A 15,593-nucleotide genomic window follows, 5' to 3' on the forward strand; every position below is an offset into this window, starting at 1 on the left:
GCTGGCGTAATAGTTTATGAAAGATCCCGATCAAATACAACAAAAGAATCAGCTTCCTGATTCTACAATTGATTCACTGTTTAATTATTTTGGATTTACTACTCTTACTGAAATTCAGAAAAAAGCTTCTCCTATAATTTTACAAAAAAGAGATTGTTTGGTAATTGCACCAACTGGTTCGGGCAAAACAGAGTGTTCAGTAATTCCTATTTTTTCGCTAGTAAAAAAATCAAAAAAACTTGGAAAAATTAAAGTTATTTACATTACTCCATTACGAGCACTTAATCGAGATGTTTTTCGAAGGATCATAAAATACGCTCAGCATTCTAACCTTTCAATTGAAATCAGACATGGTGATACAACTCAAACCGCAAGACGAAAAATCACTGAAAACCCTCCTGATATTCTGATAACAACTCCTGAAACTTTGGTTATTCTTCTTACACAATTAAAGATGCTAGATGCATTATCTGAACTCGAATGGATTGTTATTGATGAAGTACATGAACTCCTTGCTAGTGAACGAGGATCTCAATTATCATTAAGTATAGAACGTTTACAACTTAATTCAAAATACTACCTTACAAAAATTGGATTATCTGCAACAGTTGGTAATTTTGAAGAAGCTGGTAAATTTGTAGTAGGAACTAAACGAAAATGTCAGATTATCAGAGATACCTCTGTTAGAAAATATGATGTTGAAGTAAAATTTGTCAATGGAACAATTTCAGATGTTGCAGATAAAATAATTGAGCATGTTTTAGAACTAAATTTAGATTCCCCTATACTTCTTTTTACTAACACCAGAGGCGAAGCTGAATTTTTAGCTTCCATATTAAAAGAAAAATCATCTATTAACATAGAATTACACCATGGATCATTATCAAAGGAAGTAAGAGAAGATACAGAGATTTCATTAAGAGAAGGAAAACGTGGAATTGTAGTTTGTACGTCTTCACTTGAATTAGGATTAGACATAGGTTCAATTGAATTAGTCATTCATTATGGTTCTCCTAGACAAGTATCAAAATTAGTTCAAAGAATTGGTCGTAGTAGACATAATAGAGATGCTTCTGCTAAGGGACTAATAATTACAAACAATTCTGATGATGAATTTGAAGCAAGAGCAATACTTGATCGTATCAAAGAAGGCTCTATTGAAGAACAAAAAATTCATGATGGCTCTCTTGATGTGCTTGCACATCATCTTGTTGGAATGACTATGCAATTAGGAGAGATTCCTGTAAATCAAGCATTAGAAACCGTAAACAATGCATATCCATTTAGAAATTTACAGTTAGAAGACTTGTTAGGAGTTTTAGATTTACTTGATTCTAATTATTTGATATACTTTGATAGAACAAAAATGACATTTTGGAAAAAAGGTCGTTCTTTTAAATATTATTTTGAAAATCTTTCCACAATTCCTGATATTCTTAAATTCAAAGTGTTTGATAGTGTTGGGAAAAAAATCATTGGTACATTAGATCAAAGATTTGTAGGTGATTTTGGGGATTCTGGAAATATTTTTGTTTTAAAGGGTTTACAATGGAGAATACTTAATGTGGATGAAAAATCATTTTCGGTAAATGTCGAACCCTTTAGAGGAGGGGGAATAACAGTTCCATATTGGGAAGGAGAAAACATCCCAATTGATTATAATACTGCAAAAAAAGTTGGGGCATTTCGTAGCAAGGTGAAAAATGGTACATTGAAATTAATCAATAAAACCATTGAGGAATTAAATTTCAATAAAATTCCAGATGAAAAAAATATCATCATAGAATCTAGTCGTTCTCAGGGTTCTATAGTGCTACATTCATGTTTTGGTACTAAAGTTAATTCAACTCTATCTACTCTGCTCTCCTCTATGATATCTTCTATGTTGGGTTCCATAGTTGATTCGCGTTCAGATGGGTATAGAATAGTCTTATCTTCTAGATCACGAATTTCTGAAAAACTTTTCACTGAAATTATAAAAGACGATTATGATCTTTATTCAATTATCACTGCATCTTTGGCAGGAACACATAATATAAATTGGAAGACATGGTGTGTTGCAAAAAAATTTGGAGTAGTTGGAAGAGGAGCAATTTATGAAAAAAAATCGGCCCGATTTTTATATGAGAGATATGCAAAAACATCTCTTGTAAAAGAAGCATTACGTGAATTATTTCATGATAAATATGATCTTCAAAATACTGATAAAATATTAAAAAAAATCAGAGACAATGAAATTCTAATTACATGGTTAGAAATAGATAAATTTTCAAAATTGGCTGAACCAATTTTAGATCATACATCCAAATATTATTCAGCACCAGCTAATCTTGACAAGGGAATTATTGATCTTGTAAAAGCTAGATTAGCAAAGACAAAGCATCGTCTTATCTGTGCACGATGTGGAAAATGGGAAAGAGTAATGGAAACAAATGATGTAAAAAATACATTGATATGTCCTTATTGTAAAGCTCGACAAATAACTGCGACTTTTTATTCAGATTATGATCTTCCAAAAATAATACGAAAAAAATTTGAAGGAAAAAAACTAACTTTAGATGAAAAACATCGATTTGAACGAGCCTGGAAAGTATCTTCTTTAATAGAAAATTTTGGAAAAATTGCAGTAACTGTGATGTCTGGATATGGAGTAGGGGCTGATACTGCTGCTAGGATATTGCGGAATATGATCGATGATGAACACATCTTTAAGCAAATTTATGAGGCAGAAAGACAATACGTTGTAACGCGTGGATTTTGGGATTCTTAATTTTTCTTTGTAATTTTAGAAAATGCAGTAAGAGTTAATTCAACTCGTCCTTCCAAACCTGCTTTAGCATTGACTCCTGTTATTGAAATTATTTCTCCCAGTTCACATTTTTCTATTAATCTAGCTTGATTTCTCCATCCCTTGACCCAAATTTGACCTGTATCGTCTTCAACAAACATCTCTGATAATAAAACAGATTCTCCAGATTTGGTTTGAATTTCTCTTCTTTCAGGAATTTTTAATACTATAGCTTCAATACAAAAACTTCCATCTGCTTTAACTTCATTAATTTTTGTCCTTAACTGTGATAATGATGGGAGTGATACATCATTTTCCAATTTTCTTACAAATGAATTATTATCTAATGTAACAGAATTTCCATAAACTTTTGTTGGCATGCATTCAATTACATCCCCTTCATTGCAAATACTTGTAGAACTTGAATTATCCATGATGTTGTAAATATTTTTTTTATTATCCACACCCAAAATCATATTCTTTCCATTTTCTGTAGTTACAATTGAAAGAATTCTTACTATTACTGGTTCTGCTTCTTTACCACCTTCAATTTCAATTAAAGTTGAATCATTTCCATGAATCTCTAATCCCTGATTTCCATTTTTCATGTTAATTCCAAGTAATCGTACTTTAGCGCCATGAGAAATCATATTGGGAATATCTGACTCATCTTTTCCCCATAAAACTACTCTAAGCGCAGTTCCGTCTTTACCTTTCAATCTCATTCTCAGTGCCTTTCCAGGCTGACCTCTAGAATTTGTAAATTCCATACTACTTACGATACCATCTATTGTTCCAGAAATAACAAGATCCTTTTGGCCTTCATGTAATTCACTAATGTCTTTTGTAATTTTATCTATAGTTGGAATGTCACTTTTGTCATCTGTTATTTCAATATTAGATCCTGAACCTATATTGATAGTTGGAGAACCACTAAGATCTGATTTTACATACGCCTTGATAATTTTGATCAAATCACCAGGTTTGATATTTTCAATTCCAGGCAGATTTGCTTTATCATCCCATAATTTTACACTAGCTGTAGAATTAGTATCATATACCGTCATGGTTCTGAGATAAAATGGTGAACCATCTTTGCGAGAAAATTGTTTGGCAGGAGATACGTTAAGAACTCTGGTTTCTAAGGAAATTTCTTTAGCACCAGCATAGAGATCCTTTAAACCCATTTCAACTTTTAATGGTCTTGATAATGAAATTCCAAAATCAGACGCTATCAAAAATAGAGCACCTTGATCTGTTAGATAGCCTGCACCAATCTTCTCTTTTTTATGTTTAATTTGCTCTTCAATATCTGATCTAGTTAATTCTGGTTTTTGTTCCAGTAATTTATCTATAAGACTATCAAATTCTGACAATTCATTGTTTGTAAATCAGTTGTATTAATAAAAATTTCATTATTGTAAAATATCATATTTATCAAATCTTGATCGCAAATCTGTAGATTTTTTTATTAATTTTAATAATTCATATCTAGACTTTAGTAGTTTCTTCATTAACTAAATTAGTGGGAAGATCGCATTATTTTCATGTCATGTATTGTTGTCGAGCATTTGTCGAAATCATATGGAACACTAACAGCAGTTGATGATATTGTTTTAGTAGTAAAATCTGGTCAGGTTTTTGGATTTCTAGGTCCAAATGGTGCAGGTAAATCAACTACTATCAAACTTTTAACTACATTAATTCCGCCGTCAAATGGTTCTCTGACAATTTTAGGAATAAATGCAATTCAAAATCCTTTACAGGTTCGTCATAAAATTGGAGTAGTTTTGCAACAACCTAGCTACGAACCGACATTGACGGTTGAAAAATCTCTTGATAAATATGGCATGATGTGGAATGTTCCAAAAAATAAACGTAAAAAAAGAAGAGAAGAACTCCTAAAAGATTTTGATCTTATTGATATCCGTAAGAAAAGAAACGAGGATCTCTCTATTGGTCAAAGAAGACGGGTTCAGGTAGCTCGTGAATTTATGCACGATATGGAACTTTTATTTCTTGATGAACCAACTGTAGGATTAGATCCTAGTGCTAGAAGAAAATTATTAGATTTTTTAAAAAACAAAGCCAAGACAGGTCTGACAATATTTTATACCACACATATTCTAAGCGAAGCTGAATATCTTTGTGATGAAATAGCTATCATTGATAAAGGAAAAATTCTTACAGTAGATACACCTGAGGCACTAAAAAATAGATTTGGAAATAAAAAAACAATAAAAATTCATTTACTTGAAAAACAAAATAAAATAACAACAATTCTTGAGGGAATCGTTGACTGCAAAATTGATTTTAATAATGGAACTAACATAATAATACATTCAGACCAATCTGAATTAGTTTTATTACAAGTTCTACGAATTCTAAATGAAAATAAAATTGAGATAGAAGATCTTTCAGCAGTTCCTACAAATCTAGAAGAGATATTTTTAAAAATGGTGAGTGATAATGCATCCAATAATTAGGCTTGTTAATAGAAACTTAACAATATCAATTAATCCTGGATTTTTAATCTGGCAAGTAATTTTTCCTTTAATTTACATCTTTGTTGCTGGTTATGCTTACACATCACTAATTGATCAAGTTCCTTTTGGTGACAAAAATATCAGCTATCCTACATTTTTGGCAACTGGTATGATTGGATTTAATATTATGAATAGTACTCTTATCTCAGGAATAATAATTTGGAATGATAGAAGACATGGCATGTTTGAGCAAATAATGTCTGGTCCATTTACACGATCTGATTATATTTTAAGTAATATTTGCACTATTGGAATTGTAGGGTTGGTAAGTGCATCATTGATTGCACTTGTTGGGTATCCTGTATTTTTTGAATCAATTGAATTTACTCCAATTACCATTCCGATAATTATCTTTGCTGCAATTGTAGGTTCTGTCTTGTTTGGCTCAATAGCCTCAATAATTTCTACCCGATTACGTTCTAGTGAAGGATTTAATGTTATAATCAATACTGTTTTTCTGTTCTTTGCTTTTGTTAGTACTGCGTTTTATCCATCTTCAGGTTCGCCAGAACCTCTAAGAACCATTTTTTATCTAAATCCTCTTACCTATTTGGTCGATGTTATACGTGGTGGAATTTTTGGTAATATTACAGAATTTGTAATTATGGAAATGGGTGTTTTAGTAGTTATTGCATCAGTGCTTTTTATTATAGCAACAAAATTACTTACAAAACTAGATTTTTAATTATTATAATTTTTCACATCGTTAAAACTCTTATACATATTATTTATTTTTTTAATTATGTCTAAATTATCATATTTGATTAAACTTAGATTTGGTATAACGCAATGCCCACCTATTATTCCTGGATACATCTTTGGTCTGTTTCCTAAATTTTCATGAATTTCATCTGCAAATTTCCACATTTCATCAAAATCTATTTTTTCTGTATCACAAATCATTTTAGTAATCTGAGCATAATTAATTAACCATCCATAATATGTTGTATCAACTAAAATTTTTGCTAATTCGGCAGTTTTAGTGGTAGACATCCATTGTATTTTTTGAAATCTTTTCTCTAATTCTAATTTAATTTTAGGGCTAATTTCTTTTTTATCAGATGAGATAAATTTTGTATATTTTTTTATATCATCTAAAAATCTTTTGTGCACACCACGTACAGGTGAAAATAAAACTGGTATCTCAACTCTATCTTGAATATGTTTTGTAGTACCTGGTTGTACAGTTGAATGAATAATGACAACTTGTAAGTCTGAAATTTTTTTTATCCAATTTATTGTTATTTCATTAAATTCGTTTAATTCTCCTGGAAGACAAATATGTAGATAGTCTGGATTTTTTATTAGATTATTTTCAGAATAGTTTCTACATTTTGATTTATCACTATCTATTCCTACACAATCAAATCCACGCTCAGCAAGTAACTCAAAAAGAGTAGTTCCAACTTCTCCCATTCCTAAAATGATGTCTGTCATTTGTTACCCTCTGAAAATTCACAGTATTATATTCGTGTTACAGTTGATGTTTTTTAATATGGTAGCCCTGCCCAGACTCGAACTGGGGTTAAGGGCTTCAAAGGCCCCTGTGCTTGACCGCTACACTACAGGACTATCAAAAAGGAGCAACTTGATTCCCCTAATGAACTTTTTATTTACTTGAATTTCTACCTAAAACCAATTCATAATTACTCTTTGATAATTTGAATTAGTTTTTGAATAGGATCTTCCATGCTGTCGGTAATTTTTCTTGCTCTTTTTTTGGAATTATTATCTGAAGTTTCAAGGAGTTTTCTAATAATTTTAGTAATTTTTTTAGGATCTGTTTCTCTATTTACAAGATTATTTTTTACTAAAAATCTCTCAACTATATTGGGTACTGCATTATATGAAATAGTTGGAATTCCTAGTAAAGCTGACTCTGCTGTCATAGTGCCACCTGAACCTAGAAAAATATCCGTATGCTCTAACAAATGTTTTCCATCGAATGACATTTTTATAATGCTTGCTTTTTTACCAAATATTTTTTTTAAATTTTTAATTTGTTCGGAATATCTTCCAAGAATGATAATATTCTCACTATCAAATTCTTTTACAATTTCATTTATTATTGGTATTATTTTTCTTGATTTAGATGTATACGCTGCTTGCTCTTCCTCTACTCTGATCAAAATGTTTTTTTTATTATTTTTAAATGGTAAATATTTTTTTTGGTTATTATTTCTTTTTATCGTTACTGATGCATCAATTGCTTTGTATGGAACAATATCTTTTGAATCTATGCCATATCTTGAAAATTCTTTCTTGGGAATTATCCATGGAATTAATAATTTTTGAATTAAAGGCAATGTTAACTTCATTACTGCATTAGCATGTGGTGAATCACAAAATGCAATATGTTTAATTCCCATACCAAATGAAACTCTTGCTGCTTCAGGAGAACAAAAACTAATTACCAATTCTGGAGAAAATTTATTTATTAATAAAGTGAGTTTCTTTATTCGGTCAATACTAGCCTCAAGTTTGTCAAATTTTTCGCCTCCGCCATGCTTTCCCACATAAATTAGGTCAATTTTTCGAATTTTTGCTAGTTTTGAGACTTCATTATATGATCTAGATGTACACAAAACATTATGTTTTTTCCTTAATCTTTCAATCATTGGTTCTGAAAACAATAATTGTTTGGGAGTTAGAACATCTATCCAAATTTTCAAGTATATCTCATTATTATGGTTAGTTCAATAAGTTTTTCTTAGTCTAATACTAGCCTTATGTGTAATGGGGGGAGCAAAAGTTGTTGTTTATGGACTTAGTACCGAAGGATATGCAATCGCGTGTCAAATGGCAATTAAGGGCGCTGACGTATACATTATTGATGAATCAACACCTTCAGCAATTTCATTAAAAGCAGAAATAGCTAAAACTTATCCAAACGTATCTTCTCTAAAAGAAGATGAGCCATTATTAGCTATGGAACCAATCGATACAGCTATTTCAAAAGCTCAATATCTTTTCTTTACTCCTAGAATTAGAAAAACAGGACAAGACATCAAAACTGAAATTCATTCAAAATTTAAAGACGCTACAACATCTTTAAAAAAAAACAGTTCTGTAATATACACACTTCCTGCTGGCTTTGGTGGTAATAATGAAAATATTTCACTACTTGAACATGTAACTGGACTTGAGGTTGGAAAACAAATCTCATACTTTTATTATCCGTTAGAAGATCTTAATCAGCAACCAAAGTTTATTGGTTCTTTCAACGGAAAAGAGGACTCTGTATTGGCAGATCTTTTAACAACTGGGAAAAAAGAAAAAAAGTTTGTAGCCATTTCTTCTTCTGAGCATTTTCATGCAATTAATGTATTATCTAGATTTGCTAGTCTAAGTAGTATCTTAGAGGTTTGTCGATACGTTCAAGATGACATCACAAAAAATGATCTATCTTCAGATGATTTCCAGGAAATCTTTTTAGACAATATGATTAGTGGATTATTTGATCTCAAATCACTAGGTTCTTCATTTGAGAGTGCAAATACGCTCATGTATCTTATTAATGGAAGCGTAAAGGGCATTGATGGCTATATTAAGAAATTAATCGATGAAATTCGATCTACACTGAAGAAAAATGATCTAAAAGCTAGTAGAACCAAAATTGCATTATCTTGGACACTTGATCAACATGAAATGCGGGGAGATAAAATTGAAATGTTACAGAATCTAACTTCTAGATTACGCGATTACATTGGTGATGTTGAAGCATATGAACATCCAAATTCTGATTTATTTCATAGTGACAAAACTACCATTATTGTAGCATGCTCAAAAATAGATTTTGAAAATATAGAAAAAAATAAACAAGATGCCAATATTATTGTAATTAAAGCTAATCCCTTATGTGAAATTATTCAATAAGAGTATAAATTAGCTAAAAGATCATTATGGTTGAAATGTCAGATAAAAACAATCCCGATGAAGTCCCAGTTAATGTAATTTCTAAGAATAAAATCAATAATTTATCTGAAGATTTAACAGAAACAATTAGTGACAACGTTACTGTAGATGAATTGCAAAATCTTTTGGAAATTGAAAAACAAAAAGTGAAAGATTATGAGGATAAAATTAAACATGTGTTGGCAGATTATCAAAATCTAAATAAAAAAACACAATCTGATATTGAAAAGGGAGTAAATACAAAAATTGAAGAATTTATGTTGGATTTTTTGAAAATTTATGATGATTTTATAAGAGCAAAGCAAGTATTTTCAGAAAGTAAGATCAATACTAATGGATTAGACTCTATTTTGAAAAATATGGATTCATTACTCTCAAAATATAATATAACTCCAATTGACGCATTAGGTGAGATATTTGATCCAAATCTTCATGAGGCAATTTCTATAATTGAAGATTCTGAGCTAGATAACAACACAATTGTCAAAGAACTGAGGAAAGGATATATTTCTCATAAGAGAGTTATTAGACCAACACTGGTAGAAATATCAAAAAATAATGGTGAAATTAAATGACTAAAATAATAGGAATAGATTTAGGAACAAGTAATTCGGCCGCTGCCGTGGTAATGGGTGGAAAACCTACTATCATTCCCGCAGCCGAAGGTGCTACTGTAGGTGGTAAGGCGTTTCCTTCAGTAGTTGCATTTACCAAAACGGGTGAACTTTTGGTAGGTGAACCAGCAAGGAGACAGGCTGTAACAAATCCTGATAGTACAATTGCGGCTGCAAAAAGAAAAATGGGTTCAGACTATATTTTTAAAATTCAAGATAAAAATTACAAACCTCAACAAATTTCTGCATTTATCCTTCAAAAAATAAAAAAAGACGCTGAAGCTTTCATAGGCGAACCCGTCAACAAAGCTGTAATTACAGTTCCTGCGTATTTTGATGATAATCAACGTCAAGCAACTAAAGATGCTGGAACCATTGCAGGTCTTGATGTTGTAAGAATAATAAATGAACCAACAGCTGCATCGTTGGCATTTGGATTAGATAAAACTAAACAAGATATGAAAATTCTTGTCTTTGATTTTGGTGGTGGAACGTTAGATGTTACAATTATGGAAATGGGCGGTGGTGTATTTGAAGTAATGAGTACATCTGGTGATACTCAGTTAGGTGGAACTGACATGGATAAAGTAGTAATTAATCACATTCTTGATGAATTTAAGAAAAAAGAAGGAATTGATCTATCTAAAGATAGTACTGCAATGGCTAGAGTTAGAGAAGCTGCAGAGAAAGCAAAAATTGAACTTTCAACTATTATGGAAACTGACATTAATCTTCCTTTCATTTCTCATGATCCCTCATCTGGTGCAAAAAATCTTGAACTAAGACTAACAAGAGCAAAACTTGATGATTTAATTCGCCCAATTATTCAACGATGTAAACCTTCTATAGAAAAAGCACTTGAAGATGCTAAAATATCAAAAACAGATGTTAGCAAAATTGTGATGGTTGGGGGACCTACAAGAATTCCACTAGTGAAAAAATTTGTTGGTGAAGTTCTTGGCAAAGAACCTGAATCTGGCATTGATCCAATGGAAGCAGTGGCTATGGGTGCAGCAATTCAGGCTGGAATTATTGCTGGAGATGTAACTAGTGATATTGTATTACTTGATGTAACACCATTAACATTAGGAATTGAAACTTTGGGTGGAGTAAGAGAACCATTAATTGAAAGAAATACAACTATCCCAACATCAAAAAGTAAAGTTTTCACTACTGCTGCAGATAATCAGACAGCAGTAACAATTCATGTGGTCCAAGGGGAAAGACCTATGGCAACTGATAATGTTTCATTAGGAAGTTTTAATCTTACAGATTTACCACCTGCTCCTAGAGGAATTCCTCAAATTGAGGTAAAATTCGACATTGACGCAAATGGAATAATTAATGTAACTGCAAAAGATCTTGGAACCAAAAAAGAAGCTAAAATTACCATCTCGTCTAACTCAAAATTATCACCTGAAGAAATTGAAAAATTAAAACAAGATGCAGAAAAATTCTCTGATGAAGATAAAAAGAAAAAGGAGAAAATAGATCTAAGAAATGAAGCTGAAAGTTTTATCTACACAGTTGAAAAACTTGTAAATCATGATCTTAAAGACAAAATTTCACAAGAACAAGGGATCAAAGTCACTGATGCTGTAAAAGAAGTAAAAGAATCTCTTGATAAGGAAATTGATACTCTTAAACCAAAACTTGATACTTTAAAAACACTAGTAAACGAAATAACAACTGAACTTTACAAAAATTCTGCTCAACCAAACACAGATCAGAAAAATGCTGGAACTGATGGCCAGCAAGATCAAGGTAATGCTCAGCAAAATACTGAATCATCTTCTGATGAAAATAAAAACTAACAAATTCCACCGTTTATACAATTACAATTAAAGGATGATTTATGGCTGCAAAACGTGATTATTATGAGGTTTTAGGAGTTTCAAAATCATCTGCTTCTGATGAAATTAAAGCACAATATAGAAAATTAGCATTAAAATTTCATCCTGATCGTAATAAATCTGAAGAAGCTGGTGAACACTTTAAAGAAATTTCAGAGGCATATGCTGTTTTGTCAGATCCTGAAAAAAGAAAGGTTTACGATCAACACGGTCACGCTGGTGTCGATGGAAGATATAGTAACGAAGATATTTTTCAAGGTGCAGGTAGTGACTTTAGTGATTTATTTGGAAGAAGCGGTGGGTTTGATTCCATTTTCGAATCAATCTTTGGTAGAACAGGAGGAACTAGCTATAGGCAACAAAGAGGTTCAGATATTCTATATCAAACTACCATTACTCTTGAAGATGTTCTTCATGGAAAAAAAATGGAGATTGATTTACAAAAAGAAATACAATGTGAAATATGTAATGGGTCTGGATGTAAACCTGGGACAAACAAGAATACATGCTCTACATGTAATGGGCAAGGTCAGGTACGTCAAAGCAGAAGTATGGGATTTGCATCATTTGTAACTGTAGTGCCTTGTTCAACATGTAGAGGACAAGGTTCAATCATCCAAACCCCTTGTAGCGAATGTAAAGGAAACGGTAAGAAAAAAGGAAGCAAAAAAATATCATTTGATATTCCTCCAGGTGTAGATAGCGGTGATTATACTGTTCCAGAAGAAGGTAACGAAATGCCAGGGGGAATAAACGGAGATCTAATTGTTAGAATTAGAGTACAAGCTCACCAAAAATTCAAGAGAGATGATATGGATATTTTTTATGATCAAGATGTATCTATGGTTGATGCTGCTTTAGGACGTGAAATTACAGTTCCAACTTTGGATGGAACTGAAAAAATTAAAGTGGAATCAGGCAGTCAACCAAATACAATCATAAAATTAAAAGGCAGGGGTTTGCCACGCATGAATTCAAAAAATAGAGGTGATCAATATGTGCGAATTGTTGTTAATATTCCCAAAAAACTAAGTAAGCATCAAAAAAACCTTTTAGATGAATTCCAAAAAGCCGATCAATAGGTAATAAAATTGAAAATAGCTTTAGATGTAGATGGTGTTCTAGCAGATGTAATTAAATCATGGTTAATTTACAGTAATAAAATCAGAGATAGTATTTCTAAAGATGAAATAACAAATTGGGATTTTTGGAAAAAATTCAAAATTAATAGATATGATTTTTATGAAGAATTATCTGCCTGTTGGAAAAACTGGAATGCAATTCCTCCAACAGAAGAAAATCTGTCAGTAATTACAAAAAATCTTTCAAATTTTGGTCAAGTTGATATTGTTACAGCTAGAGAACTTTCAACTGATTCTTTTGTAAAAGATTGGCTTAAGCATCATGATATAACTTACCACAATTATGTTTCAGTAATTGATGGTCCAATGAAAGCAGATTTAGATTATGATGTTTTTATTGATGATTCCCCATTAAATGCAATTAAATTTTTAGAACGGAAAAAGAATGTTTTATTATACTCACAACCGTGGAATCACCACATTTCTGATCCCAAGGTTCAAAGAATTTTTACACTATCTGAAGCTGTTGAAAAATTGAAATTATGATCTGGCATCTTTGACTAATTTTCTTATTCTAACTTGATGACCGCTTCTTATGTGATTTATGTGATGAGTGTTTGCTATTTCTTTAATTTTATCATCACTATAGAATTTTATGTTATAGCGTCCTAGAATCTTTTTACAATTACTACAATAAATCTCCCTAAATTCCATTTTCTATGTTTGTTAGTTCGAAGTATTTTAACTAAAACAGTATAATAAAGAAACTTATTCAGGATTTCAAAAATTCAGATTGCGGGAGTCGCCCAGCCTGGCCAAAGGCGTAAGGTTCAGATCCTTATCTTCTAGGAGTTCGTGGGTTCAAATCCCACTTCCCGCATAGAATTAGATACTTGCCAATTTTTTCTTGATATTTTTTAAAAGAAGATTGTTTATCATTTCGCCTGATGCTTTACCCCTTAATTTCTTCATAGCAATTCCCATAAGTGGTCCAACAGCTCGTTCTTTTTGATTTTTAACAATTTCTTGATTTGTTTCAACTATTTCTGAAATGATCTTTTCTAAATCTGATTCATTTACAACCTCAATTGAAGTATTTTTAATTGCCTCTTCAGTGGTTTTTGCTTTTCCAGCCATAATATTTTCAAAAATCATCTCAATTGATTCTTTGGTAATCTTTCCAATATCCAATAACTCAAATGTTTTTACAATGTCGTCATTTTGCAATAAATTAGCATTTAACCCACTTCTTTCTAAATTCGTAATTGTAGAACAAAGTATTGATGCTACAAATATGGAACTAATTTTGGTTTTTTCAACAATTTTTTCAAATAATTCAATATATCGTGAATCAAAAATCTGTTCTGCTAGTTGTTCATTAATTTCATATTTTGTTTGTAAGTCTTTGATAGATTCATCCCATGATTTTGGTATGTTTTTTCTTGCATCTTCTAATTCTTTTTTTGAAGTTAAGATTGGTGGAATATCTGTTTCAGGATACATTCTTGCTGCACCGGGTCTGGGTCTTAGAAATTTTGTTTCGCCTATCTGAGTAGCTAATCGTGTGTCATTTGGTATGCCTTTATTTTTTATATGTTCAATTCGTAAAATTATTTGATCTATGATGGTATCTATCATTTCAAATGGGATAGCTAAAACTAAAAATGCATCATTATCATTAATTTTTAGAAATTCTTTCAAATTTTGTATATCTTTTTCTTCAATACCATAATTTGGTAACTCGTCTGAATGAAAAACTCCGCCTAAACCAAAAAACCTCACTAATTCTGCTACTTCTTTTCCTAATCGTATTCCCTCATAAGGTGAATATCCAAACATACCTCTCATGTTTTTAAAGACTATTGTAACGATCTCCTGATTTTTCTTTATAGCATTTTGAATAATTTTTGATTCACATTTTTTAAACTGTTCCGTGACTAATCTTCGATCCTCATTATTATGCATCCATTCTATCTCTTGTAATTTTTTTGAAATTTTTAGTAATCCATATTGTCTTTTAGCCTCATATTCTACTACTTTTTCTAATTGTTCTAATTGCTGAACACCTTTTACCTCAATTACAACTCCTCCATCTTTAATTGAAACATTAACATCTTGTCTAATAGAGCCTAATCCTCTCTTTACTTTCTTAGTACTCCTCAAAATTCTTCCTAACCCTAAAGCAATTGATTTGATTTGTTGGGGTTTTGCTTCAAATGGTTCAGTAGCAATTTCAATTAATGGTATTCCTAAACGTTCTAATCCAAATTTTCTTGTAGATCCTTCATCACCCAAATTTTTTGCAGCATCTTCCTCTAGACATATGGATTGAATTCCAATATTTTTACCATCAACCTCAAAATTACCGCCTTGTGAAATTAACATAGTACGTTGGAATCCGGTTGTATTAGATCCATCAACAACTGTTTTTCTCATAGGATAAATTTCACTAAAAATATTTGATTTTAATGTAGAAGCAATAATTAACGCAATTTTCTTTGCATCACCATCTAATTCATGTGGTGGTTCTTCATCTTGTTCTACAAGACAACTACTTGCTGGATTGGCGTAATACATTATTGTTTTTGATTTAGATTTTTCAAATAATGCAGCAGGATCATATTCACCTAATTCACTCTTTGATGCTCGTAATTTCCTTAGAAATTTTATAAAATATTCATCTGATTCTAATGGCATACAATTACAAAACAACTTCTTATTAGTTGCTAGTTGTTGATGAATTTCAAGTCCTACTTTTACTCCAACTTCATTTATGGAAAATTCTGACACTACGA

General features: G+C 31.2%; 12 protein-coding genes and 2 tRNA genes. 9 read left to right on the plus strand and 5 right to left on the minus strand.

Annotated elements, in window-relative coordinates; genetic code table 11:
• The first annotated feature begins 16 nt into the window (after positions 1-16).
• Complete coding sequence (locus MY1_RS00140; protein ID WP_007549384.1) at positions 17-2,770, plus strand: DEAD/DEAH box helicase; 2,754 nt, start codon at positions 17-19, stop codon at positions 2,768-2,770.
• Here the strand turns inward: MY1_RS00140 and MY1_RS00145 are convergent.
• On the minus strand, positions 2,767-4,164 hold the full coding sequence (locus MY1_RS00145; RefSeq protein ID WP_007549385.1) for a hypothetical protein: 1,398 nt from the start codon (positions 4,162-4,164) through the stop codon (positions 2,767-2,769). The two genes, MY1_RS00140 and MY1_RS00145, sit on opposite strands and share 4 nt — an antisense overlap.
• A gap of 171 nt (positions 4,165-4,335) precedes the next feature.
• Here MY1_RS00145 and MY1_RS00150 point away from each other — a divergent pair, with 171 nt between their 5' ends.
• Positions 4,336-5,274 carry an ATP-binding cassette domain-containing protein gene (locus MY1_RS00150; RefSeq protein WP_048109246.1) on the plus strand — a complete coding sequence of 313 codons (939 nt, stop codon included), beginning with the start codon at positions 4,336-4,338 and terminating at the stop codon, positions 5,272-5,274.
• The gene (locus tag MY1_RS00155) at positions 5,258-6,019 is read left to right on the plus strand and encodes an ABC transporter permease (protein ID WP_007549387.1); all 762 of its coding nucleotides are present in this window, start codon (positions 5,258-5,260) and stop codon (positions 6,017-6,019) included. Before MY1_RS00150 ends, MY1_RS00155 begins: the two co-directional genes overlap by 17 nt.
• Here the strand turns inward: MY1_RS00155 and MY1_RS00160 are convergent.
• The 3 genes from MY1_RS00160 to MY1_RS00170 all read right to left on the minus strand — a co-directional run bounded on the left by MY1_RS00160 (position 6,016) and on the right by MY1_RS00170 (position 8,006).
• A complete protein-coding gene (locus MY1_RS00160; protein ID WP_007549388.1) occupies positions 6,016-6,771 on the minus strand; it encodes an NAD-binding protein in 756 nt (251 codons plus the stop codon). The genes MY1_RS00155 and MY1_RS00160 overlap by 4 nt on opposite strands.
• Positions 6,772-6,830: 59 nt before the next feature.
• Positions 6,831-6,906 (minus strand) — tRNA-Gln (locus tag MY1_RS00165).
• Positions 6,907-6,980: 74 nt separating this feature from the next.
• Positions 6,981-8,006, minus strand: coding sequence for a DUF354 domain-containing protein (locus tag MY1_RS00170; protein ID WP_007549389.1), 1,026 nt, complete (start codon positions 8,004-8,006; stop codon positions 6,981-6,983).
• Positions 8,007-8,070: 64 nt separating this feature from the next.
• Here MY1_RS00170 and MY1_RS00175 point away from each other — a divergent pair, with 64 nt between their 5' ends.
• The 6 genes from MY1_RS00175 to MY1_RS00200 all read left to right on the plus strand — a co-directional run bounded on the left by MY1_RS00175 (position 8,071) and on the right by MY1_RS00200 (position 13,678).
• Positions 8,071-9,210: a hypothetical protein gene (locus MY1_RS00175; RefSeq protein WP_007549390.1), complete on the plus strand. Its 1,140-nt coding sequence runs from the start codon at positions 8,071-8,073 to the stop codon at positions 9,208-9,210.
• A 26-nt stretch (positions 9,211-9,236) separates the two neighbouring features.
• Positions 9,237-9,824: a nucleotide exchange factor GrpE gene (locus MY1_RS00180; RefSeq protein ID WP_007549391.1), complete on the plus strand. Its 588-nt coding sequence runs from the start codon at positions 9,237-9,239 to the stop codon at positions 9,822-9,824.
• The gene (dnaK, locus tag MY1_RS00185) at positions 9,821-11,677 is read left to right on the plus strand and encodes a molecular chaperone DnaK (protein ID WP_048109248.1); all 1,857 of its coding nucleotides are present in this window, start codon (positions 9,821-9,823) and stop codon (positions 11,675-11,677) included. The genes MY1_RS00180 and dnaK overlap by 4 nt, the downstream gene beginning before the upstream one ends.
• 41 nt (positions 11,678-11,718) lie before the next feature.
• Positions 11,719-12,798, plus strand: a complete 1,080-nt coding sequence (dnaJ, locus tag MY1_RS00190) for a molecular chaperone DnaJ (RefSeq protein WP_007549394.1) — start codon at positions 11,719-11,721, stop codon at positions 12,796-12,798.
• Between the two features lie 9 nt (positions 12,799-12,807).
• Positions 12,808-13,344, plus strand: a complete 537-nt coding sequence (locus MY1_RS00195; RefSeq protein WP_007549396.1) for a 5' nucleotidase, NT5C type — start codon at positions 12,808-12,810, stop codon at positions 13,342-13,344.
• A 249-nt stretch (positions 13,345-13,593) separates the two neighbouring features.
• Positions 13,594-13,678, plus strand: a tRNA-Leu gene (locus MY1_RS00200).
• A gap of 5 nt (positions 13,679-13,683) precedes the next feature.
• On the opposite strand, the gene gatE is transcribed toward MY1_RS00200, so the two are convergent.
• The gene (gene gatE, locus MY1_RS00205; RefSeq protein ID WP_048109251.1) at positions 13,684-15,588 is read right to left on the minus strand and encodes a Glu-tRNA(Gln) amidotransferase subunit GatE; all 1,905 of its coding nucleotides are present in this window, start codon (positions 15,586-15,588) and stop codon (positions 13,684-13,686) included.
• Positions 15,589-15,593: the final 5 nt, after the last annotated feature.

Source organism: Nitrosarchaeum koreense MY1 (assembly GCF_000220175.1).
Classification (GTDB): Archaea; Thermoproteota; Nitrososphaeria; order Nitrososphaerales; family Nitrosopumilaceae; genus Nitrosarchaeum; species Nitrosarchaeum koreense.

Coding starts and splice junctions, on each gene's coding strand:
- MY1_RS00140 (WP_007549384.1), top strand. CDS start 17: ATGAAAGATCCCGATCAAATACAACAAAAGAATCAGCTTCCTGATTCT.
- MY1_RS00150 (WP_048109246.1), top strand. CDS start 4,336: ATGTCATGTATTGTTGTCGAGCATTTGTCGAAATCATATGGAACACTA.
- MY1_RS00155 (WP_007549387.1), top strand. CDS start 5,258: ATGCATCCAATAATTAGGCTTGTTAATAGAAACTTAACAATATCAATT.
- MY1_RS00160 (WP_007549388.1), bottom strand. CDS start 6,771: ATGACAGACATCATTTTAGGAATGGGAGAAGTTGGAACTACTCTTTTT.
- MY1_RS00175 (WP_007549390.1), top strand. CDS start 8,071: ATGGGGGGAGCAAAAGTTGTTGTTTATGGACTTAGTACCGAAGGATAT.
- MY1_RS00180 (WP_007549391.1), top strand. CDS start 9,237: ATGGTTGAAATGTCAGATAAAAACAATCCCGATGAAGTCCCAGTTAAT.
- dnaK (WP_048109248.1), top strand. CDS start 9,821: ATGACTAAAATAATAGGAATAGATTTAGGAACAAGTAATTCGGCCGCT.
- dnaJ (WP_007549394.1), top strand. CDS start 11,719: ATGGCTGCAAAACGTGATTATTATGAGGTTTTAGGAGTTTCAAAATCA.